The 22,717-nt window shown below is 68.1% G+C and carries 22 protein-coding genes; 14 read left to right on the top strand and 8 right to left on the bottom strand.

What is annotated here, in order from left to right; translation table 11 throughout:
• Window positions 1–810 (top strand): ABC transporter permease, encoded by an 810-nt coding sequence (locus tag E0H92_RS35800; RefSeq protein ID WP_131499351.1) that lies wholly within the window; start codon window positions 1–3, stop codon window positions 808–810.
• Window positions 811–1,005: 195 nt separating this feature from the next.
• Entirely contained in the window at window positions 1,006–1,191 is a 186-nt protein-coding gene (locus E0H92_RS35795; protein ID WP_131293116.1) for a DUF3073 domain-containing protein, read from the top strand.
• Window positions 1,192–1,377: 186 nt separating this feature from the next.
• On the opposite strand, the gene purM is transcribed toward E0H92_RS35795, so the two are convergent.
• Window positions 1,378–2,451, bottom strand: coding sequence for a phosphoribosylformylglycinamidine cyclo-ligase (gene purM / locus E0H92_RS35790; RefSeq protein WP_131466549.1), 1,074 nt, complete (start codon window positions 2,449–2,451; stop codon window positions 1,378–1,380).
• Between the two features lie 16 nt (window positions 2,452–2,467).
• A complete protein-coding gene (gene purF, locus E0H92_RS35785; RefSeq protein ID WP_131466551.1) occupies window positions 2,468–4,030 on the bottom strand; it encodes an amidophosphoribosyltransferase in 1,563 nt (520 codons plus the stop codon).
• A gap of 258 nt (window positions 4,031–4,288) precedes the next feature.
• Between purF and E0H92_RS35780 the strand changes: the two genes are divergently transcribed.
• A complete protein-coding gene (locus E0H92_RS35780) occupies window positions 4,289–5,272 on the top strand; it encodes a helix-turn-helix transcriptional regulator (RefSeq protein WP_238173743.1) in 984 nt (327 codons plus the stop codon).
• Between the two features lie 182 nt (window positions 5,273–5,454).
• On the opposite strand, the gene E0H92_RS45350 is transcribed toward E0H92_RS35780, so the two are convergent.
• Window positions 5,455–6,027: a hypothetical protein gene (locus tag E0H92_RS45350; RefSeq protein ID WP_238173741.1), complete on the bottom strand. Its 573-nt coding sequence runs from the start codon at window positions 6,025–6,027 to the stop codon at window positions 5,455–5,457.
• Between E0H92_RS45350 and E0H92_RS45830 the strand changes: the two genes are divergently transcribed.
• A complete protein-coding gene (locus E0H92_RS45830; protein WP_420843845.1) occupies window positions 5,911–6,783 on the top strand; it encodes a helix-turn-helix transcriptional regulator in 873 nt (290 codons plus the stop codon). The two genes, E0H92_RS45350 and E0H92_RS45830, sit on opposite strands and share 117 nt — an antisense overlap.
• Here E0H92_RS45830 and E0H92_RS35770 read toward each other — a convergent pair.
• From E0H92_RS35770 to E0H92_RS35755, 4 genes are read right to left on the bottom strand one after another with little or no spacing between them, the layout of a single operon-like run.
• Window positions 6,770–8,140, bottom strand: coding sequence for an NAD(P)(+) transhydrogenase (Re/Si-specific) subunit beta (locus E0H92_RS35770; RefSeq protein WP_131499349.1), 1,371 nt, complete (start codon window positions 8,138–8,140; stop codon window positions 6,770–6,772). The two genes, E0H92_RS45830 and E0H92_RS35770, sit on opposite strands and share 14 nt — an antisense overlap.
• The gene (locus E0H92_RS35765) at window positions 8,137–8,442 is read right to left on the bottom strand and encodes an NAD(P) transhydrogenase subunit alpha part 2 (RefSeq protein ID WP_131293106.1); all 306 of its coding nucleotides are present in this window, start codon (window positions 8,440–8,442) and stop codon (window positions 8,137–8,139) included. The genes E0H92_RS35770 and E0H92_RS35765 overlap by 4 nt, the downstream gene beginning before the upstream one ends.
• The gene (locus tag E0H92_RS35760; protein ID WP_131293104.1) at window positions 8,439–9,560 is read right to left on the bottom strand and encodes an NAD(P) transhydrogenase subunit alpha; all 1,122 of its coding nucleotides are present in this window, start codon (window positions 9,558–9,560) and stop codon (window positions 8,439–8,441) included. The genes E0H92_RS35765 and E0H92_RS35760 overlap by 4 nt, the downstream gene beginning before the upstream one ends.
• 43 nt (window positions 9,561–9,603) lie before the next feature.
• Window positions 9,604–10,938, bottom strand: a complete 1,335-nt coding sequence (locus tag E0H92_RS35755) for a dipeptidase (RefSeq protein ID WP_131466557.1) — start codon at window positions 10,936–10,938, stop codon at window positions 9,604–9,606.
• Window positions 10,939–11,055: 117 nt separating this feature from the next.
• Between E0H92_RS35755 and E0H92_RS35750 the strand changes: the two genes are divergently transcribed.
• Entirely contained in the window at window positions 11,056–11,991 is a 936-nt protein-coding gene (locus tag E0H92_RS35750) for a hypothetical protein (protein ID WP_131499348.1), read from the top strand.
• Here E0H92_RS35750 and E0H92_RS35745 read toward each other — a convergent pair.
• Window positions 11,988–13,403, bottom strand: coding sequence for a serine/threonine-protein kinase (locus E0H92_RS35745; RefSeq protein WP_131499347.1), 1,416 nt, complete (start codon window positions 13,401–13,403; stop codon window positions 11,988–11,990). The two genes, E0H92_RS35750 and E0H92_RS35745, sit on opposite strands and share 4 nt — an antisense overlap.
• Before the next feature lie 113 nt (window positions 13,404–13,516).
• Between E0H92_RS35745 and E0H92_RS35735 the strand changes: the two genes are divergently transcribed.
• The 9 genes from E0H92_RS35735 (at window position 13,517) to E0H92_RS35695 (ending at window position 22,698) form a co-directional block, all read left to right on the top strand.
• Complete coding sequence (locus E0H92_RS35735; protein ID WP_165550171.1) at window positions 13,517–14,686, top strand: hypothetical protein; 1,170 nt, start codon at window positions 13,517–13,519, stop codon at window positions 14,684–14,686.
• A 1-nt stretch (window position 14,687) separates the two neighbouring features.
• A complete protein-coding gene (locus E0H92_RS35730) occupies window positions 14,688–15,917 on the top strand; it encodes a hypothetical protein (protein WP_131499344.1) in 1,230 nt (409 codons plus the stop codon).
• A gap of 55 nt (window positions 15,918–15,972) precedes the next feature.
• Window positions 15,973–16,710, top strand: a complete 738-nt coding sequence (locus E0H92_RS35725) for a metallophosphoesterase family protein (RefSeq protein WP_131499343.1) — start codon at window positions 15,973–15,975, stop codon at window positions 16,708–16,710.
• Between the two features lie 17 nt (window positions 16,711–16,727).
• Window positions 16,728–17,858, top strand: a complete 1,131-nt coding sequence (locus E0H92_RS35720) for a histidine kinase (protein ID WP_131293088.1) — start codon at window positions 16,728–16,730, stop codon at window positions 17,856–17,858.
• Window positions 17,859–17,868: 10 nt separating this feature from the next.
• Window positions 17,869–18,612, top strand: a complete 744-nt coding sequence (locus E0H92_RS35715) for a LytR/AlgR family response regulator transcription factor (protein ID WP_131466571.1) — start codon at window positions 17,869–17,871, stop codon at window positions 18,610–18,612.
• A gap of 1 nt (window position 18,613) precedes the next feature.
• On the top strand, window positions 18,614–18,994 hold the full coding sequence (locus tag E0H92_RS35710) for a hypothetical protein (protein ID WP_131466573.1): 381 nt from the start codon (window positions 18,614–18,616) through the stop codon (window positions 18,992–18,994).
• Between the two features lie 2 nt (window positions 18,995–18,996).
• Window positions 18,997–20,535 carry a sodium/solute symporter gene (locus E0H92_RS35705; protein WP_165550170.1) on the top strand — a complete coding sequence of 513 codons (1,539 nt, stop codon included), beginning with the start codon at window positions 18,997–18,999 and terminating at the stop codon, window positions 20,533–20,535.
• A gap of 187 nt (window positions 20,536–20,722) precedes the next feature.
• Window positions 20,723–21,055, top strand: coding sequence for a DUF485 domain-containing protein (locus tag E0H92_RS35700; RefSeq protein WP_131466575.1), 333 nt, complete (start codon window positions 20,723–20,725; stop codon window positions 21,053–21,055).
• A gap of 11 nt (window positions 21,056–21,066) precedes the next feature.
• Window positions 21,067–22,698 carry a solute symporter family protein gene (locus E0H92_RS35695; RefSeq protein WP_131466801.1) on the top strand — a complete coding sequence of 544 codons (1,632 nt, stop codon included), beginning with the start codon at window positions 21,067–21,069 and terminating at the stop codon, window positions 22,696–22,698.
• Window positions 22,699–22,717 lie beyond the last annotated feature (19 nt).

The raw sequence follows: 22,717 nt of genomic DNA, 5'->3' as shown, positions 1-22,717 counted from the left end.
ATGACCACCGTGACCGACGTCGCGCCCGCGACCACCGCCAAGCACCGCAGCGAGGTGGCGACCAGCCTGCCGCCCGCCCGCGGCCAGTCCTTCCTGAAGCTCGTGACCATCGAGCTCCGCAAGTCCGTCAACACCCGCAGCGGCCGGTTTCTGATCGCCGCGATTCTGTTGCTCGCAATCGCCGCCATCACGTGGCAGCTCACGCACCTGCCGGACCAGGGGCCGGTCGGGTTCGACTTCTTCTTCGGCGCCGCCTCGACCGGCGTGATGCTACTGCTGCCGGTGATCGGCGTGATGGCGATGACATCGGAGTGGACCCAGCGCACCGCGCTGACGACCTTCACGCTGTCACCGCGCCGGATCCGGGTCCAGCTGGCCAAGTTCGTCTCGGCCGTCGTGCTGACTGCCGCCGTACTGACGGGCGTCGTCGGCCTGACCTTCGTTGGTACGGCGTTGGCTGGAGCGGTCAGCGATCTCGACACGACGTACGCCGGACTCGGCGGGCAACTCGCCGGCGGCTACCTGAGCGCCGCGCTGAACGTCGTCATGGCGGCCGCCTTCGGTGCCGTGATCGCTCAGACCGCGGCCGGCATCCTCGTGTACTTCATCGCGCCGACCGCCTGGTCGCTGGCCGGGCCGGCGCTGTTCAAGGACAACGCGAACTGGCTGGACGTGTTCGGCGCACTCGGCCGGATCGCGGAGCGTGATCTGCACGGGATGGTGCCCGAGACGCTGGTCGCGGTGGGCGTCTGGATCGTTCTTCCGACCATCGTCGGACTGTGGGCTAGCTCACGTCGCGAAGTGAAGTAACGGGGCCCGGACGCGGTGGGGTGGGCCGGTTTGAGGGGATCGGCCCACCCCATCGACGCTGTGATCGGACCTCTGGTCGGGGGCGGTGCGTGTGTCGATCCGCCGCTCCGGGTATCCTTGAACCACGATTACTGACGACTGATCCGTGGGCGCCACGCAGCGTACCCGGTTGACTTGTGCGAGGGGGTCGACGCTATGGGGCGCGGCCGTGCAAAGGCCAAGCAGACGAAGGTCGCACGCGACCTGAAGTACCGCACCTGGGACACCGACTTGGACCAGCTCAAGCGAGAGCTGTCCGGTGACCAGGGTGGCGACCGTTCTGCAAACGGTGACAACGACGGCGACGGTGACGACGCCGACGACTACCACCCCCGTCGGTAAGCAACATCAGCCCGGCTGAGCTGCTCAGGTGCCCCTCGCGGGTGGCTGGGCGGTTCACCGTGTGCCGACGTGTTCCATCACACCAGCTCCACCTGTGACGGGACCAGCGATCCAGCCGCCCGAGGCGTCGGACGGCTGGACTCCGGAACCGCTCGCAGGTGGTGAGCTGACCTACTTGGCGCTGACCTATTTGGCGTAGGTGCCTTCGAGGGCGACCGTGCCGCCAGGCGTCGCGGTGACCTCGCCGCACACCCAGGCGGGGATGTCGCGCGCAGCCAGCTCCTGCACGGCTGCGTCCGCGGCGGACGGGTCCAGTACGGCGACCATGCCGGCGCCCATGTTCAGCGTCTTCTCGAGCTCGGGCAGCGCGACGTCGCCGAGGAGCCCGACGAGCCCGAAGATCGGCGCCGGCGTCCACGTCGAGCGGTCGATCCGCACGGACAGTTCGTCCGGGATCACCCGCGCCAGGTTCGCGGCGAAGCCGCCGCCGGTGATGTGCGACATCGCGTGCAGCGGCTTGTCGTCGCCGCCGTTCAGCTCCTGGATCAGCTCCAGGCAGTGCTTGGCGTAGACCCGCGTCGGTGTCAGCAGCACCTCACCGAGCGTCGTCCCCAGCTCGGGCACGACTCGGTCCAGCGTCCACTTCGCGCGGTCGAAGAACACGTGCCGCACCAGGCTGTACCCGTTCGAGTGCAGTCCCGACGACGCCATCGCCAGTACGACGTCTCCTGCGCGCACCCGCTCCGCGCCCAGCACCTCGTCGGCCTCGACCACACCGGTCGCCGCGCCCGCCACGTCGTACTCGTCCGGCTCCAGCAGCCCCGGGTGTTCCGCGGTCTCGCCGCCGACGAGCGCCGTACCGGCCTCGACACACGCCTCCGCGATGCCCTTCACGATCTGCGCGATCGTCTCCGGCACCACCTTGCCGGTGCAGATGTAGTCGGTCATGAACAACGGCTCCGCGCCGCACACCACCAGGTCGTCGACGACCATCCCGACCAGGTCGAACCCGATCGTGTCGTGCTTGCCCAGCTTCTGCGCGATCGCGACCTTGGTCCCGATCCCGTCCGTCGACGTCGCCAGCAGCGGCCGCCGGTACGCCGTCAGCGCGGTCGCGTCGAACAACCCGGCGAAACCGCCGAGCCCGCCGACCACCTCGGGGCGGGTCGCCTTCGCCACCCACTCCTTCATCAGTTCGACGGCCCGGTCACCGGCCTCGATGTCGACGCCGGCAGCGGCGTAACTCGCGCCTTGACTCACGTTTCTGTTCTCCCTACTACGGACGGCTGAGCGCGTCCGCGGCGCCGGCACCGCCGGAGACCGTGGCCAGGCCGTCGACATCGGTGGCCACCGGCAGCTCGAGCAGGTGCTTGCCGAGGTGCTCCGGATCCGGCAGCGCCACCGGGTAGACCCCGTCGAAGCAGGCCCGGCAGAGCCGCTCCTTCGGCACGGTGGTGGCCTCGACCAGGACATCCAGGCTGATGTAACCGAGCGAGTCGGCGCCGAGCGAGCGGCAGATCTCCTCGGTGTTCAGGCCGTTCGCGATCAGTTCGGCGCGGCTGGCGAAGTCGATGCCGTAGAAGCACGGCCACTTCACCGGCGGCGCGGTGATCCGGACGTGGATCTCCTTGGCGCCGGCCTCGCGCAGCATCCGGATCACGGCCCGCTGGGTGTTGCCGCGGACGATCGTGTCGTCGACGACCACCAGGCGTTTGCCCTCGATCACCTCGCGCAGCGGGTTCAGCTTCAGCCGGATGCCCAGCTGGCGGATCGTCTGGCTCGGCTGGATGAACGTGCGGCCGACGTACGCGTTCTTGACCAGGCCCGACCCGTACGGGATGCCGGACTCTTCGGCGTACCCGATCGCGCCCGGTACGCCGGACTCCGGCGTCGCGATGACCAGGTCCGCCTCGGCGGGGTGCTCGCGCGCCAGCCGGCGGCCGATCTCGACCCGGGTCGAATGGATCCGCTGACCGGAGATCTGGGTGTCCGGGCGCGCCAGGTACACGAACTCGAACAGACAGCCCTTCGGGTCCGGCTCGGCGAACTTGGTCGAGCGAAGACCTTCCGCGTCGATCGCGACGATCTCACCCGGCTCGACCTCGCGGATGAAGCTCGCGCCGACAATGTCCAGGGCGGCGGTCTCGCTGGCGATCACCCAGCCGCGCTCCAGCCGGCCGAGCACCAGCGGGCGGATGCCCTGCGGGTCGCGGGCGCCGTACAGCGTGTTCTCGTCCATGAAGACCAGACTGAACGCGCCCTTGACCTTCGGGAGGATCTTCGCGGCGGCCTGCTCGATGGTCAGATCCGGGTACCCGGCGAGCATCGAGGTCAAGATGTCGGTGTCACTCGACGCACCGTGCTTCGCGTTCGCCTTCGCGTGATCGACCTCGGCGTCCAGACCGAGATCAAGGTCACCTTCACCGTTCAGGCTCGCGGCGAGCTCGCTGGTGTTGGTCAGGTTGCCGTTGTGACCGAGCGCGATCGACCCGGTCGCGGTGGACCGGAACGTCGGCTGCGCGTTGGCCCAGACACTGGACCCGGTCGTCGAGTACCGGCAGTGGCCGATCGCGATATGCCCGCGGAGCGAAGCCAGAGTGGCCTCGTCGAACGCCTGGCTGACCAGCCCCATGTCCTTGTAAACGAGAATCTGACTCCCGTTACTGACCGCGATCCCGGCCGACTCCTGCCCCCGGTGCTGCAAGGCATAGAGCCCGAAGTAGGTGAGTTTGGCAACCTCTTCCCCCGGCGCCCAGACCCCGAAGACGCCACAGGCGTCCTGCGGACCCAGATCCTGCGGGTCGAGTTCATGAGTAAGCCGACCATCGCCACGAGCCACACCCGCAGTCTACGGGACGCGACGTGTACCCAAGACCAGCGTCTACCAGCAGGTCATGGGGACGCAGGCAGGCTCGTCGCCCGCCGCCGCGGCAGGGAGCGCGCTAGCCGCTACAAGGAAGAGGGCGCCAGCGGCTACACTCAGCAACTTCTTGATCACTATTCGACCTTTCGAAATAATCCGGTTCCGACCGTTGTGTCCTCTTTGTCGACGCTGTCTGTATATGGTCGGTTCCGACAAGTTCTGGAGGAGAAGATCGTGCTCGAGCCGCTGGGGGTGGACGAAGCCACTTTCGCGGTCTATCACGCCCTTCTCAACCACCCAGACAGTACGCCCGGGCAGATTGCGGCGCTAGTAGACCGTTCGGCCGGCGAAGTCGAGGAGCTGATGGACACGCTCCGAAAGCTGGAACTGCTGGTCCCGACCTGGACGAATCCGGACGGCGAGCATGCAGTCCATCCTCGCGTCGGGCTGACCGGCCTGGCGGAACGACGACGTACTGAACTGAACAGAGCACTCGGCGAGCTGAGAGAAGCCGAAGCCTCCGCCGAAGTCATCGCCGAGCAGTACAACGAGCTGCTGACCTCGCGGAGCAGCGGAGATGTCGAGGTACTCAAGGGCCGTGCGAATGCTTCGCGTCGGATCGAGGAGCTGGCGCTGAAGGCCAAAGACACCTTCTGGGGTCTGGTCCCCGCGCACTTCGACGACTCGGTCCCGAAGGCGGAACGCTCGCCCGACTTCGAGCACCTGGGGCGCGGCCTCAAGATGCGAACCGTGTACCTCCAGAGCATGACCGCTTCGAAACAGGCTCTCGAGTACGCCGCCATGATGCACAAGCTCGGCGGTGAAGTCCGGATGACACCCACGCTGCCGATGCGCCTGCTGATCTTCGACCAGGAGATCGCGGTCATGCCGATGGATCCGGAGAGCCCGACGGCTGGTGCGGTGATCCACCGCACCCCCGCCGTTGTCTCCGTCGCCCTCGCGCTCTTCGACGCCTACTGGTCCAGGGCAACAGAAATGTTCGACCCCGACGACCGCGACGACGAGACGCCGCTCACTCCGCACGAGGCCGAAGTGCTACGTCTACTGGCCGGCGGCGCCAAGGACGAGCAGGTCGCCCGCCTCCTAGGCATCTCCCTCCGCACCGCCCGCCGCATCACCGCCAACCTCTCCGAACGCCTCGACGCCGCCAGCCGCTTCGAACTCGGCGTCGCCGCCGCCAAACGCGGCTGGGTCTGAGGGGCGCCAAACACGGAATGTTCAAAGAGCTTGGGCTGGATGATGCGAACTTCGCGGTCTACCAGGCATTGCTGCGTCGTCCGGATCTGATTCGGGCTGCCCATCGGGACGAGTTGGCCTCAGCTGCCGGCATCGCCGAGGGTGCCGTGGACAAGCATCTCGATGCGCTGCGCGAACTGGGGCTACTTGTGCCGCGCTGGAACATCCCCGACGAGGATTATCCGCTCCACCCGCGGGCGGGATTCGAAATGCTGGCCGCCCGGCGGCAAGCTGAGATCGACTCCCTCGCCGGAGCGTTGAACGCGGACCGGACCGCTGCCGGACGATTCGTTGCCGATTACACCGAATTCATCGTCCAGAAGAACGCGGGCGGTGTCGAGGTACTTGAGGGCGAGCGCGCCTATCAAAGGATGCAGCATTTCTCGCCGACGGAACGCATGTGGGGAATGTTTCCACCTGATGTAATGCCTGCACGCGATCCTGAAGAATCTGGCGACAAAGCGGTACTGAGCCGCAGACTCGACGCCCGGTACCTGATCGTCGAGTCTCAGGTGAAGCTCCGTGGAGTGCGCGAGTTCGTCGACTTCGTCCAGCGGTACAGCGGCCAGTTCCGGGTAGTGCCGTCGGTCCCGCTGAAGATGATCATCTTCGATGATGCAGTGGTCGTAGGAATCGACCCGGACAACAACTCGATCGGTGCGATGGTCCATCACAGCGAGGCGGTTCTGCGCGTCGCTGTAGATCTCTACGAGCACTACTGGCAGCGCGGTCGCAGCCTCACACAAAGCCCTGTGCACAGCGACAGCGACTTGAGCATGCAGGAGAAAGAGCTCCTACGGCTGCTGGTGCAGGGGGCCACGGACGAGCAGGTTGGGCGGAAGCTCGGAGTTTCTCTGCGGACTGTTCGCAGGATGGCGGCGAAGTTGAGTGAGCAGGTGGGGGCTTCGGGGCGGTTTGAGTTGGGGGTTCGGGCGGCGCAGCGGGGTGGGTGGATTAGCCCCAGTCCCAGGCTCGGGTTGTGGGGCGGTGTGGGCAGCGCAAAGGGACTCCTTCAAGGGGTTGGCGAGAGGAATGGGTGCGCCGCCCGAGGTTCCCGCTTGCGGAAGTCAAACAGATCTACGACGGGGCGAACAACAGCTCCCGGTGGCCGGGCCAGGCCGTTGGCCGGGAGCGGCCAGGTGTGCGGGCCGACGCTCGGCAATTACCTGCACAAGCAATCGCCCACGTGCACCGGACGCGTGCCTGCTTCGCCGTCAGCCGCTTTGGGGAAACTTTTGGCGAGTGGGCGGCAAATAGTTTCCCCAAAGGCGTCGGCGGTGCGCGTCCAGACCGTTTCAGCCGTCGACAGCTGGTTGGGACCGCGGGCAGCACGTCAGGTGCCTGTGCGCTCCAGACGGAGTCCGCAACACCAGGCGCTGCCCGCAGTACCCACACACCCCTCACCCCCAGACACAGCCCGCAGTGTCGGGTGTTGGCCCGGGCTGGTGGTGTGGTGGGTTAGACGGTTTTGAGGGCGGTTAGGAGTTTTGTGAGGGAGTCTCGGGCGTCGCCGAAGAGGAGGGTGGTTCGGGGGTCGTAGAGGAGTTCGTTCTCGATTCCTGCGAAGCCGGGGCGCATGGAGCGTTTGAGGAAGATGACGCGTTGGGCCTCGTCGGCGTTCAGGATCGGCATGCCGTAGATGGGGGCCGACGGGGTGTTGCGGGCGGCGGGGTTGACCACGTCGTTGGCGCCGACCACCAAAACGACATCCGTCGTCTTGAAGTCGCCGTTGATGTCGTCCATCTCGCGCAGTTGCTCGTACGGGACCTGGGCCTCGGCGAGCAGGACGTTCATGTGGCCGGGCATGCGGCCGGCGACGGGGTGGATGGCGTAGTCGACCTTGACCCCGCGCCCCTGCAGTTCCTCGACCAGGTCGCGGAGGGTGTGCTGCGCCTGCGCGACGGCGAGACCGTACCCGGGCACGATGATGACCTTGTTCGCGTACCCGAGCAGGATCGCGACGTCCTCCGGTCCGCCGGAGATGACGGGCCGGTCGGACGCCGTACCCGCACCCAGCGTCGATCCGCCGCGGACCGCGCCGAAGAGGATGTTGAAGACGGAGCGTCCCATCGCGTCCGCCATCAGCTTGGTCAGCAACGTACCGGCGGCGCCGACCAGCGTGCCCGCGACCAGGAGCAGCGTGTTCCCGAGGACGTAACCGCCCGCGGCGACCGTCAGACCGGTGAAGGCGTTCAGCAACGAGATCACGATCGGTACGTCGGCACCGCCGACCGGCAGCACCAGCATGACACCGATCGCGAGACCGATGAGGCAGAGCAGTACGCCGACCCACACGCGCGGATCCGACACGAGCCAGACCGCGAGCGCGACACCGCCGAGTAGCGACGCGACGAACAGCACGGGCAGGCCCGGGAACGTCACCGGACGAGTCGTCATCAGCTCCTGCAGCTTGGCGAACGTCACCACCGAGCCGGAGAAACTGATCGCGCCGACCAGGATCGTGAACGCCGTGGCGATCGCCGCGACGGTCGCGTCGGAGGGGACGTCGCCGAGTTCGAGCAGGGCGACCAGCGCGGCCGCGCCGCCGCCGACGCCGTTGAACAAGGCAACGAGTTGCGGCATCTGGGTCATCTGCACCCGCCGCGACCCGATCACACCGCCGACGGTGCCGATCGCCAGCGCGATCAGGATCGGCACCAGGTGGTCGGGTTTGTAGGCGGCGAACGTGATGATCACCGCGAGGACCGCTCCGACGGCGCCGATCAGGTTGCCGGTCCGCGCGCTGCGCGGCGACGACAGCGCCTTCAGCGCGACGATGAAGCAGACCGCGGCGACCAGATAGCCGATCTGGGCCCAGGTGGGGATCACTTGTGCAGCTCCTTCTTGCGAGCCCCCGGACCTTTGAACATCTCCAGCATCCGGTCGGTGACCACGAACCCGCCGACCATGTTGACCGTCGCGAGGACGACGGCCAGCAGCCCGACGATCACCACGATCGCGGAGTCGGCCGCGCCGGTGACGATGATGGCGCCGACCAGGATGACGCCGTGAATGGCGTTCGCCCCGGACATCAGCGGCGTGTGCAGCGTCGAGGAGACCTTGCTGATCACCTCGACGCCGACGAACGCCGCGAGTACGAAGATCGTCAGCAACGCGATGGATTCCGTCATGCCTGGCCCTTCAGAAGCTCTCGGGTGGGCTCGTGGAGTACGGCGCCGTCGTGGGTGACGCAGCAGCCGCGGACGATCTCGTCGTCGAAGTCGGGATCGAAGGCGGCGTTGCGGGTCATCAGCCGGATCAGGTTCGCGATGTTCTGGCCGTAGAGCCGCGAGGCGGGCCCGGCCATCTGCGACGGCACGTTCGCGCCGCCCCAGACGAGTGCGTCACCGATCGTCAACTCGGTCCCGGCGACGGATCCTTCGACGTTGCCGCCCTGCTCGGACGCCAGGTCGACCACGACCGAGCCGGGCTTCATCTGCTCGACCATCTGCCGGGTCACCAGCATCGGCGCGGTCCGGCCCGGTACGGCGGCCGTGGTGATGAGGGCGTCCGCGGCGGCGACGTACGGCGTGAGCAGTTCACGCTGGAGCTGCGCGCGTTCCGGGGTCATCTCGCGGGCGTACCCGCCGGGGCCGTCGAGGGTGCCGAGTTCGAGCTCGATCGGTACGGCGCCCATCGACGCGATCTCCTCCGCGGCGGCCGTACGGACGTCGTACGCCTTGACCACCGCTCCGAGTCGTTTCGCGGTGGCGATCGCCTGCAGGCCGGCCACGCCGGCGCCGAGGACGAGGACCTGGGCCGGCGGGACGGTACCGGCCGCGGTCATGTTCAGCGGGAAGAAGCGCGGCAGCCGTTCGGCGGCGACGATCGCGGCCCGGTACCCGGCGACGAGCGCCTGCGACGACAGGGCGTCCATCGACTGGGCCCGGGAGATCCGCGGGATCAGCTCCATCGCGAACACCGTCAGCTTGGCCCGGGTTGCGGTCCGGACCACGTCTGGCGGGTTCGTCGGCAGGAACGACATCAGCGCCGTACCGGCGTGCAACCGTTGCAGGCGCTCGCGTTCGAGCGGCTGCACCGACGCCACGATGGTCGCGGCGTGGTCGGCGCCCCAGGCCACTTCGGCGCCGGCGTCGCGGTACTGGTCGTCGGAGAACAGCGCGCGTTCACCGGCGGCCGGCTCGACCGCGACCTCGTAGCCGAGCTCGATCAGTTTCGCGACTTGTTCCGGCACCAGCGCGACCCGGCGCTCCGCCGGTCTGGTCTCCCGTACGACTGCGATCTTCACTCGCCGAAACCTATGCCAAACACTGGGTCGCCGAAAAGCCCGGTCATGCCTGGTTTGCGAGGTTCTGCAGCAACAGGGCCTCCGCGAGGCAGACCTTGGTGAACTCCGCGAGGTGCAGACCTTCGTCGATGCCGTGGGCGCGGGTGTCCGGATCTTCCACGCCGGTGACCAGGATCGAGGCCTGCGGGAAGGTCTGCTGGAACTCCGCGATGAACGGGATCGAGCCGCCCATACCCATGTCGATCGGGTCGACACCCCACGCCGTCTTGAACGCCGACCGGGCCGCTTCGTACCCGGCGCCGCGCGCGTTCACGCTGCACGGCTGACCGTTCTGCCCCTCGGTGACGGTGACCTGGGCACCCCACGGCGCGTGGTTCTCGAGGTGCTCCTTGAGCGCCGCGCTGGCCTTGATCGCGTCGTCGCCCGGCGCGACCCGCAGGCTCACCTTGGCCCGCGCGACCGGCACGAGCGTGTTGCTGGCCTCCGCGACGGTCGGCGCGTCGATCCCCAGTACGGCGATCGCGGGCCGGGTCCACAACCGGTCGACGAGCGAACCCGAGCCGGTCAGCCGGACGGAATCGAGCACGCTCGACTCGGCCCGCAGCCGGTCCTCGGGGTACTCCACATCGGCCGCCCGGGACGCGTGCAGACCGTCCACCGCGACGTCGCCCTTGTCGTCGTGCAGGGTCGCGAGCAGCCGGCACAACGTCGACAGCGCGTCCGGGATCGGCCCGCCGAACAATCCGGAATGGACCGCATGATCCAGCGTCCGCACCTCGACGTACGCCTCGACCAGACCGCGCAGCGACACCGTCAGCGCCGGCCGGCCGACATCCCAGTTGCCCGAGTCCGCGATCACGATCGCGTCGGCGGCGAGGTCGTCGGAGTACTCGTCCAGCAACTGCAGCAGGGTCGGTGAGCCGATCTCCTCCTCGCCCTCGACGAACACGGTCACGCCCACCGGCAGATCGTTGCCGAAGGCCCGTACGGCGGCCAGGTGGGCGGCGATCCCGGCCTTGTCGTCGGCCGCGCCCCGCCCGTACAGCCGGTCGCCGCGCTCGGTCGGCTCGAACGGGTCCGACGTCCACTGCTCGACCGGTCCGGTCGGCTGGACGTCGTGGTGCGCGTACAGCAGCACTGTCGGCTTGCCGGCCGGTGCGGCCTTCTTGGCGATGACCGCGGGCGCGCCCTCACCGGCCCGGACGATCTTCACCGTGAAGCCTTCGGCCTCGAACAACGCCGCGGTCGCCTCCGCGGATCGCTGGACGTCGGCCGCACGGGCCGGTTCGTAACTGACCGACGGGATCCGGATGAGGTCCTCGAGGTCGGCACGGACGCTGGGCAGAACGCGGTCGATCGCCGCTGACAGATCGCTCATGCGACAACCGTACGGCGTCCGTTCGCGAAGCCGACGCCCGGTGAACCCTCGCGCGTTACTCATTGCCGATTTACTCTGAAAATCTCGTAGGTTTCCGCCCAACCTCCGGAGGTCACCATGCGCATTCTTGCCATCTCGACCGCCTTCATCACGACAGCTGCCGCTCTCACGAGCACGCTGTCTGCACACGCCGCGATCAGCTGCGACACCTCGACCAGCGGCGGCTCGACGTTCTACGACGGACCGTCCGCGTCCTACAAGTACGACGCCCGGTTCAGCAACAGCGCGAGCATCCCCAACCTCGGCACGCACACCCCGCAGGGCGCCGGTACCTGGTACAACTGGGACGGCTCCGGCACGAACCTGATCCTGATCGCGTCGTACCGCGAGGGCGCCGACTCGCAGATCTACGGCATCAACCCGGCCACCGGCGCGACCGTCGGCGTGGTCGCGATCGCCGAGTCCCACGTCGGCGGGATCACCGTGAGCAAGGGCTGGGCGTTCGTGTCCGGCCAGGGCAGCAGCATCCGCAAGTACCGGCTGACGGAACTGCGGGACGCGCTGAAGGCCGCCGGTACGCCGTACCTCGCGCAGGTCGGTACGGCGCGTGACGTGGCCGGATCGTCGTTCATCGGGAGCTACGGGGACTCGTTGTTCTCCGGGACGTTCAACGACACCGGCCGCGGGACGATGTACGAGTACAAGATCGCGGACGACGGCACCCTGACCACACTGGCCGGCGCCTGGGAGGTCCCGACGAAGACGCAGGGGCTGACGGTCACCGCCAACCACTTCATCTACAGCACGTCGTACGGGCGGGGGAACCGCAGCAACATCTACGTGGTGAAACGCGGTCAGAAGGACCTGGACGCGGCGGCGCTGAGCTGCTTCCGCGCCCCGAGCATGACCGAGGGCATCACCGAGTACAACGGCACCGCGTACCTGGTCTACGAGTCCGGCTCACACCTGTACGCGTCGGACCCCGCCACCCTGAACGTCATCCCCCGCATGCACAAGGCAACCATCTCGTCCCTGACGTCCCTGGTTCCTTAGGGCGCGTACGTCGCCGAGTCCACTACCGCTTGACGCCCTTGCGGGTTGTCGTCACGGACCTGGACCCGGAGGAGGGTCGTGTCGCTCACCTTCTTGTATTGCTCCAGCACGGTCGGCACGTTGTTGCAGCTGTACCTGAAGGTGACGACCTGATCCCCGGACGTCTCCGGGTCACCTTCCGGCGTGCAGCCAGGCGGAGTAGAGGTAGACGTCGGCAGTTTGGTGGCGTTCACCAGGCCCACGTAGACGCCTTCGGTGTTCGGGTCGGTCTGCCACGTTGAGGTGTCCGTGCTGACAACCAGTGACTTGTCCCCGTTCGCCTGCTGTCCCCACTGGCGGGGGACCTTGACCGACAGACCGTCGTTCTCCACCGTCACCGGGCGGGTCAGGACGTACTGGTAGCCGCCGTACCCGCCGCCTGCTGCCAGCACCACCGCAGCGAGTGCTGTGAAGACCCCTGCCCGCCTGCGACGCTGGGGCTTCGTAGCCACGGTGGACTGGCTTGCGCTGGCCAGTGCCGTGGCCTGGTCGACGGGAGCGGTTGTGGCGGCCGGTGTGGGCATGTCTGCGGCCGGCACCAGCCCCGCCGGGACCTTGCCAGTGGTGTGCGCCTCGCGCAGTGCGTTGAGGAAGCTGTCGAGGTCCGGCCAGCGCTTGTCCCGGTCCGGCTCGAGAGCACGCCGTACGACGACGTCGACCGCGTCCGTCACGTCTTCGCGCAGTGTGGTCATCGAGGGCGGTGGTGAGTCGATCTGCATCACCGCACCGAGGCTCATGACCCCGTGCGGCGCCTGGCCGGTGAAGGCGGCGTACGCGACCGCACCGAGCGAGTACAGGTCGGCACGGTGGTCCAGCCGCTCGCCCATCACCTGTTCGGGAGCGACGTACGCCGGAGTGCCGCCGGGCATCGTGATCCGCGAGACCTCGGCGAGCGACTTGCCCAGACCGAGGTCGGACAGCATCGCGCGGTCGCCGTTCGGATCGGTGCGGAACAGGACGTTGGCCGGTTTCACGTCCCGGTGCAGGACGCCGCGGGCGTGCAGGTGCTTCAGGCCGCGGCCGACCTGCGTGATGATCCGGACCGCCTCGCCGAACTCGAGCGGTCCGGCCTTGATCCGGTCCGCGAGCGTGCCGCCGTCGGCGTAGGTGAGGACCATGAACGGGCGGCCGTCGTCGGCCTCGCCGATGTCGTGCACGCCGACGACGTACAGCGAGTCGACCTTGCGCAGAAACCGGCCCTCGGCCAGGAACCGGCGGCGGACGTCCTCGTCCTCGACCCAGTTGTCGGACAGGATCTTGACCGCGACCTCGGCGTCCAGCTGCTCGTCGCGCGCCAGCCAAACGGTCGCGAAACCCCCGGCACCCACCCGGCGGACCAGGGAGTACCGGCCGATCCGCGGTGGCTGGTCCATGGCGTAATTATGCTCGATCCGTTCTGCGACCCGTTCGCTGGAGTGAACAAAGCAGTATTTTCCGACGTCTCATGTTCTACAGCGGGACCATGAATCAGTTGAGGAGATCGACGATGCGAGTGCAGAACGGCCGCCTGGTCGCCCTCGTAGCGGCTGTTGCCGTCGCCGCCGTCACGGGCGGCGGGGCCCTCGCCTGGCGCCAGGGCCCGCAGGCCAACGAGGCCGACGCGGCGCCCCTGTCCAGCTCCCCGACGACGGCCACGAGCACCCCGACGAAGACCCCCACGCCCACGGCGAAGCCGACGCCGACCCCGTCGTCGACTCCCTCCTCCAAGCCGACGGCCGGTCCGGTGAAGACGAAGATCGACCTGAAGAAGCTCACCACCGGCCGGACCCCGCAGATCACCTACCTGAGCGGCCGGACCATCCGCGGCGGCGCCGGCGAGGACGTGAAGGTTCCCGGCACCACCGACATCCAGGAGGTCGCCCGCCTCGGAGGGTCCTCGCTGGCGGTGGTCACCAAGGGCTTCGGCAACGAGATGCTGACCATCGACAGCGAGGGCAACGTCACCCGCCGGACGCCGGACATCACCCAGATCGTCACCACGGACGACGGCAGCGCCGCAGCGTACGCCGGTACCAAACGGAAGGACACCGGCGAGGAAACGGCCGGTGCGACCATCTACGCCGAGCAGGCCGAGGGGCAGGGCGGTCTCCAGAAGATCACCGTCCCGGACATCTGGAACACCACGCTGGAGGCCTACGTCAACGGCAAGGTCTACTTCGACGCCTCCACCGCTCAAGACGGGCCCTCCGCGCTCTACGAGTGGACACCAGGCGAGTCGAAGGCCGCACTGCTCAAGAGCATCCCGAGCGCACTGGCGGTGTCCAGCACGGGTACGGCGGGTTCGCTGACCACCCTGGCGGACCAGAGCAGCTGCAGCAGCCTCCTCACGGTGCCCGCGGGCAAGCGGCTGTGGCGCACCTGCGACTACATGATCACCGGCTTCACACCGGACGGCGCCACCGTCATCGGCGGGTCGAAGTACCAAGACGGGTACGGCGACGGCATCGCCGTGGTCCTGGACGCGAAGAACGGCAGTCTGCTGCACGAATGGTCCGGTGTGTTCCGGCAAGCGATCCCCGAGGACGACCAGCACCTGCTCCTGCTGGCCGACGACGGCGACGAGACACCGGCATCGATTGTCCGTTGCACCATCACCACCGGAGCCTGCGAGCTGGCCACTCCGCTCGCCAAGGGCCAGTTGCTGATCGGCGCATGAGGTGACAACTCCGCCCGCGCGACAGGGCATCGGCCGGCTGATCGTCGTCGTGGCGGTCACGGCTGTGGCAGCTGTTGCCGCGGGCGGAGCTGTTGCCGCCCGGCAAGTGCCACAGGCCGAGTCCCCGACCCACGCCGCACCGCTGGGCGGGACTCCAAGTCCCACGCTCTCCGCGACCCCACACGCGACCTCTTCGCCGACGCCGACGCCGACGCCGGTGAAGACCACCCCCAAGCCGCCGCCACCGACGGCCCCGAAGCCCACCACGGCTCCGCCTTCGACGCCGCAGCAGCCGTCCGGTCCGATTGCTCTGGAGGCGGCCAAACTGCCGCAGGGACAGGACCCTCAGGTGACCTACCGCTTCTGGCACACGGTGCGCGGGGCCGGAAAGCAGCTGACGGTACCGGGGTCGGAGAGTCTCGGGGACATCGCTCGCCTCGGACAGGGCGTGCTGGCGACAACCACAGGCGGCGAGCTGACAGAGCTGAACTCAGCCGGAGCAGTGGTCCGCCGCGTCCCACACGTCACCACGCTCGCCGGGCGGCCCGACGGGTCAGCGGTCGCGTACGCGGTCACCGCGCCAGTGGAGTCCGGCGAGTACGGCGCCACGCTGTACTCCGACACCGGTGACTCGGAGCGGTCCGTGAAGCTCCCCGACGTACTGAGCATCCAGATCCTGACGTACGCGAAAGGCACGGTGTACTACCGAGCCACGGCCAAGGGCAGTGAGCGCAGCGGGAAGCTCTACACCTGGACGCCGGGCGCCACCGCACCTGTGCTGGTGAAGACGGTCCCGGGCGAGGCGCTCGCTGTCTCGGGCGACGGCAGGCTCGCTGCGTCCTTGCCTGCGAACAACAACGGCGACGGCTGCTCCACGGTCGTCGAGGTCGCGACCGGCAAGAAGCGATTCCAGACCTGCGACTACCGGATCAGCGGTTTCACGCCTGACGGTGCGGTCGCGCTCGGCGTTCCGGCGTACGGGGACAGCTACTGCAGCAACATCGTGACCGCGCTGGACGCGCGCACTGGCAAGGTGCTGCGGCAGTGGAGCGGCTGCTTCTACCGCGTCGCCGCCGAAGACGACCGGAACGTCCTCATGGTCGCGGTCGTGTCCGGCGGCGGTCAGGCACCGTCGACCAAGAGCACCATCGTCCGCTGCTCGCTCGACAACGCCACCTGCGAGCGGGCGACCGAGATCACCTCGGCGAAGGACGTCGCCTTCACCAGCTGATCTGCTTTGAGCAGATTGGCCCGTGTTTGCTTGGGTTCTGGAGCAGACTGCGGGCATGACCACGGTTGCTGTGCTGGCTGATGTTCACGGGGTGCTGCCTGCGCTGGAGGCTGTGCTGGGCGAGGCGGAGGTACAGGCGGCTGATCTGATCGTGCTGGCGGGGGACATTGCCAGTGGGCCGCAGCCGGTGGAGACGCTGGATGTCTTGAGCGCGTTGGGCGAGCGGGTGGTGTGGGTGCGCGGGAACGCGGACCGGGAGCTTGTGGAGATGGCCCGTGGAACCTACTCCGCACAACCGCCGGATGCGGTGAGTCCTTGGGCTGCGGAGCAGTTGCGGGAGGACCAGGTCGAGTTGCTGGCCGGGCTGCCGACCACGGTGACCATCGGGGACGTGTTGTTCTGCCACGCCACTCCGCGCGACGACGAGGAGATGGTGCTGGTGGACAGCCCGATCTCCCGGTGGGCGCAGGTGTTCACAGGACTGCCGGATGAGGTGCGGACGGTGGTGTGCGGGCACACGCACATGCCGTTCGCCCGGCAGGTCGATCGGCGGCTGGTGGTGAACGCCGGCAGTGTCGGGATGCCGTACGGCGCTCCGGGTCCGAGCTGGGCGCTCCTGACCGAGGACGGCGTACAGCTGCGGCGTGCACCACTTGACGCGGCCAAGGCCGCAGCCAGGATCGAGAGCGAGTCGACGTACCCGGGACGTAGTGAATGGGTCGCGGAGTACCTCCTGCACAACTACTCCGACACGGAGGCGCTGGAGGCGTTCAGGCCGCGCGCGGAGAGCTGAGCGGTTACCGTCAGGGGGTGTTCGCGCGGCGGCGGAAGCATTTCGGGACTCCGGCCGACAAGGCGACGTATGCGACCCTGCATACCGCCTCGTTGGCCAGCCCTCACCTGCGCGAGGGCCTGACACCCGCAGCGGCCGGCAAGGCCAGCCGCCACTTGAGAGACCTCCTGGGTACGGCGGCCATCGCGATCTGCGACTCGTCCGGCGTGCTGGCGTGGGACGGCGTAGGTGGACCGTACGAGAGCAACCACCGCCGCGACGCCAAGGACCTCGCCGCACCGACACTCCGCTCCGGCCGTACGGCGGTACTCGGTGCGCATGACGTGGCGTGCGGCGACCCGCAATGCCCGATCCGTACAGCGGTCGTCACGCCCATCGTCACCGAAGAGCGCGTGGTCGCCGTACTGGTCGCGTACAGCAACAACACCTCCGCGGCACTCGTCAGAGCGACCGAGGAGGTCGCCAGGTGGGTCTCTGGTCAGGTAGAGCTCGCAGAGCTCAACAAGGAGCGCACCCGTGCCATGGAGGCGGAGCTGCGCGCACTACGAGCCCAGATCAGCCCGCACTTCATTTACAACGCTCTGGCGGCTATTGCGTCGTTCGTGCGCACTGACCCGGAGCGGGCGCGTGAGCTGCTCCTGGAGTTCGCAGACTTCTCCCGCTACGCCCTGCGGCGTGGTGGCGAGTACACCACGCTGGCTGACGAGCTACGCAACGTGGAGCGCTACCTGGTCCTGGAGCAGGCCCGCTTCGGGGACAGGCTCAAGGTGTCGCTGCAGATCGCTCCTGAGGTGCTCCCGGTGGTCATCCCGTTCCTGGTCGTCCAGCCCCTCGTGGAGAACGCCGTACGCCACGGTCTGGAAGGTACGACGGGAGTCGGCAACATCACGATCCGCGCCCGCGACCAGATCAACGAGGCGGAGATCAGCGTCGAGGACGACGGCGCCGGCAGCGACCCGGAGGTGATCCGGGCGGCCCTGTCCGGCGAGTCCGGCAGCGACTCGGTAGGCCTCGGCAACGTCGACGCGCGCCTGCGGCAGGTATACGGCGACACGTACGGCCTGGTCGTGGAGACCGCCGTGGACGCCGGAACCAAGGTGACGTTCCGAATCCCCAAATACTCCTCAGGAGTGCATGCGTCGCCGTAGTCTTCGCCTTATGGCGGATACTCCCCTGCGCGCGCTGGTTGCGGACGACGAGGAGCCAGCCCTGGCCGAACTGGTGTACTTGCTGGAGCAGGACCCTCGGATCGGCGAGATCCGGCGCGCCACCAACGGACCGGACGCGCTGAAGATCCTGCAGGCCAGCGACCTGGACGTGGTGTTCTGCGACATCAAGATGCCCGGGCTGGACGGCATCGACCTGGCCAAGGTGCTGTCCAAGTTCTCCAGGAGCCCGCAGATCGTCTTCGTCACGGCGTACGACGAGCACGCGGTGGCGGCGTTCGAGCTGGCGGCCACCGACTACGTGATGAAACCGGTGCGGCCGGAGCGCCTGTCCCAAGCGATCCAGCGCGTGATCGCCCAGGGCGCACCGCCCGCGCCGCCGTCACCAGATGAGCCGGACGACGAGGTGATCCCGGTGGAGCTCGCCGGCGTCACCAGGTTCGTCCAGCGCTCCACGGTCCAGTACGTCGAAGCACAGGGCGACTACGCGCGCCTGCACACCGGCGAGAACTCGCATCTGGTCCGTATCCCGCTCAGCACGCTGGAGGAACGCTGGCGCGACGCAGGCTTCACCCGGATCCACCGGAGCACCCTGGTCGCTCTGCAGCACGTGGACGAGATGCGGGTGGACGGCGGCCGTTGCGCGGTCCGGGTCGGTGACGACTGGCTCCCGGTCAGCCGCCGGCACACGCGCGAGCTCCGCGACCTCCTGGTCCGTTCGACCTCGTTGAGATGAAATGAGTACACCGGAAGGACCGCGCAGGGTCCGCGTCACCAGTCCACGGACCAGCGCGGCCCGGCGACCCATCCTGCCCACCGGTGCGCGGGAGATCGACGAGCAGACCCGCCTCGGCCAGGTCTACATGCAGTCGCTGATCCAGTCCCAGCTGCGGCTCACGCTGGTCGTCATCGGCAGTGTGGTGCTCGTGCTCGGCAGCATCCCGCTGCTGTTCTGGCTGGTCCCGCCGACCCGCACACTGTCGGTGCTGGGCCTGCCGCTGCCCTGGGTCGTCCTCGGCATCCTGGTGTACCCGGTCGTGTACGTCGCCGCACGCATCTACGTCCGCAACGCCGAACGAATCGAAGCCGAGTTCACCGAGTTCGTAGGGCGGCAATAGCGGTGTCGCCGGCGATCAGCCTGACCGCGATCGGATTGGTGGTCGTGGCAACGATCGGGATCGGGCTGTTCGGGCTACGGATCTCCCGGACCACCAGTGACTTCTACGTCGCCAGCCGCGCGGTCAGCCCGCGCTGGAACGCGTCGGCGATCAGCGGCGAGTACCTGTCCGCCGCGTCCTTCCTCGGCGTCGCCGGGCTGGTGCTGGTGAACGGCGCCGACATGCTGTGGTTCTCGGTCGGCTACACCGTCGGCTACCTGATGCTGCTGGTCCTGGTCGCCGCTCCCCTGCGCCGGTCCGGTGCGTACACGCTGCCCGACTTCGCCGAGACCCGCTTCGAGTCCCCCGTCGTACGGCGGATCTGCGCCGGGCTCGTGGTCGGTATCGGGACGCTGTACCTCCTGCCGCAACTGCACGGCGCCGGCCTCGCCGTCCAAACCGTCACGGGCGCGCCGCCGCAGGTGGGCGCGATGATCGTCGCGGTGATCGTGGTGATCAACGTGGCCGCGGGCGGGATGCGGTCGATCACGTTCGTTCAGGCCTTCCAGTACTGGCTCAAGCTGACCGCGCTCGCGGCACCGATCTTCGTCATCCTGCTCGCCTGGCACCATCCCGTCGGCGTCCTCGACTCGCTGCACGGCGCGGCCGCCGAATGGGCCGAGCCGCTGTCCCGCGCGGGCGGTCGCGACCACCCGCTGTACGCGACCTATTCGTTGCTCCTGGCCCTTTGTTTCGGGACGATGGGGCTCCCGCACGTCCTGGTCCGCTTCTACACCAACCCCGACGGCCGCGCGGCCCGGCGTACGACCGTCGTCGTCCTGGCGTTGCTCGGGTTGTTCTACCTCTTCCCCCCGATGTACGCCGTCCTCGGGCGGATGTTCGCGCCCGACCTGGTGAGCGCGGGCGGAGACACCGTCGTACTCGAGCTGCCCGGGCGAGTTTTCCCTGGTACTACAGGGGATCTACTCGGTGCACTGGTCGCGGCCGGGGCGTTCGCGGCGTTCCTGTCGACGTCGTCGGGGCTGACCGTCGCGATCGCCGGAGTGATCGACCAGGACCTGTTGCGGAGCCGGCTGCACCGGTGGACCGGGGGCGACTACGTCGCGGTGAACAGCTTCCGGATCGCGGCGCTGATCGCGATGATCGTGCCGTACCTGGCGTTCACGGTGACCGGGGCGCTGAGCCTCGCGGACACGGTGGGACTCGCGTTCGCGCTGGCCGCGTCGACGTTCTGTCCCCTGCTGGTACTGGGGATCTGGTGGCGACGGATGTCGACGACCGGCGCCGCGGCCGGGCTGGTCGTCGGCGGGATCGCGGCCAGTGCGGCCGCCCTCGTGAACGTGTCCGACGCGCCACAGGGCGGCTGGGCAGCGGCACTCGTCGGTCAGCCGGCCGCGTGGACGATGCCGCTCGCCTTCCTCACCGTCATCGTGGTCTCGAAGCTCACCCCGCACCGCATCCCGGCCGGCACCGCCCGCAGCATGGTCCGCCTGCACACGCCCGAAGCGGTCGACGTGGATCGCGGCCTGCCGACCAGGTAGCCGTTCGTCGCGTGATTCCTACCGCTCGGCGCAGTTGAGTGATCCACCGAACGACTGGTGTGCTCCGCTGAGCGACCGGAGCGCGCCGGTGCTGTCGGACGTGCCGTGAGCCAGGCCACAGTACGACGCAGAGCAACCTCGCCGGCCTCAATCCGCCCGGCTCGATCCCCTCTCTGGAGGTCTCGCGATGAGTGATATGCGCGATCCGGACCTGACGACGTACCGGGATGTCCAGTTATCACCGGACTTCTCCGAGCTGCGTCGCCGGTTCCGGCGCTTCGTGTTCCCGATGACCGCGCTGTTCCTGGTCTGGTACTTCGTCTACGTCCTGCTCGCCGACTACGCGCACGGGTTCATGTCGCACAAGGTCGGCGGGAACATCACCGTGGCCCTGCTGTTCGGCCTCGGGCAGTTCGTGTCGACGTTCGCGATCACGATGATCTACGTCCGCTGGGCGGACCGCCGGATCGACCCGGACGCCGAGAAGCTGCGCCACCAGATCGAGGGAGAACCGCAGTGACCGCCCCGCTCATGTTGCCGATGGCAACGGATATCGGCAACCCGACCGTCAACATCGCGATCTTCGCGCTGTTCGTGCTGGCCACGCTGGCGATCGTCTTCCGGGCGTCGCGGAACAACAAGACCGCGGCCGACTTCTACGCCGGCGGCCGGTCGTTCACCGGCCCGCAGAACGGCATCGCGATCGCCGGCGACTACCTGTCCGCCGCGTCGTTCCTCGGGATCGCCGGCGCGATCGCGCTGAACGGGTACGACGGCTTCCTGTACTCCATCGGCTTCCTGGTCGCGTGGCTAGTTGCATTGCTACTAGTTGCAGAGCTACTCCGGAACACCGGCCGCTTCACGATGGCCGACGTACTGTCGTTCCGCCTCAAGCAGCGGCCCGTCCGGATGGCGGCCGCGATCTCGACCCTCGGCGTCTGCTTCTTCTACCTGCTGGCGCAGATGGCAGGCGCCGGGGGTCTGGTCGCCCTGCTGCTCGGCGTGAGCAACCGGGCCGGGCAGAGCATCGTGATCGCGGTGGTCGGCATCCTGATGATCACCTACGTCCTCGTCGGCGGCATGAAGGGCACCACCTGGGTGCAGATCGTCAAGGCCGTCCTGCTGGTCATCGGCGCCGGAATCATGACGATCTGGGTGCTGGCGAAGTACACCTTCAACCTCTCCGGCCTGCTCGGTGCGGCCGTCGACAAGAGCCCGGCGGCCGGCGAGAAGTTGCTCAGCCCCGGTCTGCAGTACGGCGTCACCGGTGTCACCAAGCTGGACTTCATCTCGCTCGCGCTCGCCCTGGTGCTCGGCACCGCCGGCCTGCCGCACGTGCTGATGCGGTTCTACACGGTTCCGGACTCCAAGGAAGCCCGGCGCAGTGTCAGCTGGGCGATCTGGATCATCGGCATCTTCTACCTGTTCACGCTGGTCCTCGGGTACGGCGCCGCCGCGATCGTCGGACCGGACGCGATCAGGGCCGCGCCCGGCAAGGCGAACTCGGCCGCCCCGCTGCTCGCGTTCGAACTCGGTGGCGAGGTGCTGCTCGGGGTGATCTCGGCGGTCGCGTTCGCGACGATCCTGGCCGTGGTCGCCGGTCTGACGATCACCGCGAGTACGTCGTTCGCGCACGACATCTACGGCCAGATCATCAAGAAGGGCCAGATCAGCGGCGACGGCGAGGTCCGGGTGGCGCGGTACACCGCGGTCGTGATCGGCATCGTCGCGATCATCGGCGGCATCTTCGCGAACGGCCAGAACATCGCGTTCCTGGTCGCCCTCGCGTTCGCGGTCGCGGCGAGTGCGAACCTGCCGACGATCCTGTACTCGCTGTTCTGGCGGCGCTTCAACACCCGCGGCGCCCTGTGGAGCATCTACGGCGGTCTGGCCTCGACGATCATCCTGATCATCTTCAGCCCGGTCGTCTCCGGCAAGGTGGACAAGAAGACCGGTGCGAGCCTGTCGATGATCACCGACACCGGTATCGACTTCCACTGGTTCCCGCTGGACAACCCCGGCATCGTCTCGATCCCGCTGGCGTTCGTCCTCGGCTGGCTCGGAACGATCACCAGCAAGGAGCAGGTCGACGTCGACCGCTTCGCCGAAATGGAGGTCCGCTCCCTGACCGGCGCCGGCGCCGAGAAGGCGGTCTCCCACTGAAAGACCTGTCAGGCAGGCC

Origin of the sequence: Kribbella speibonae, assembly GCF_004331375.1 — a bacterium.
Taxonomy (GTDB): Bacteria; Actinomycetota; Actinomycetes; order Propionibacteriales; family Kribbellaceae; genus Kribbella; species Kribbella sindirgiensis.
The sequence above is the reverse complement of the archived record's forward strand: the minus strand, read 5'-3'. Positions and strand labels throughout refer to the sequence as shown.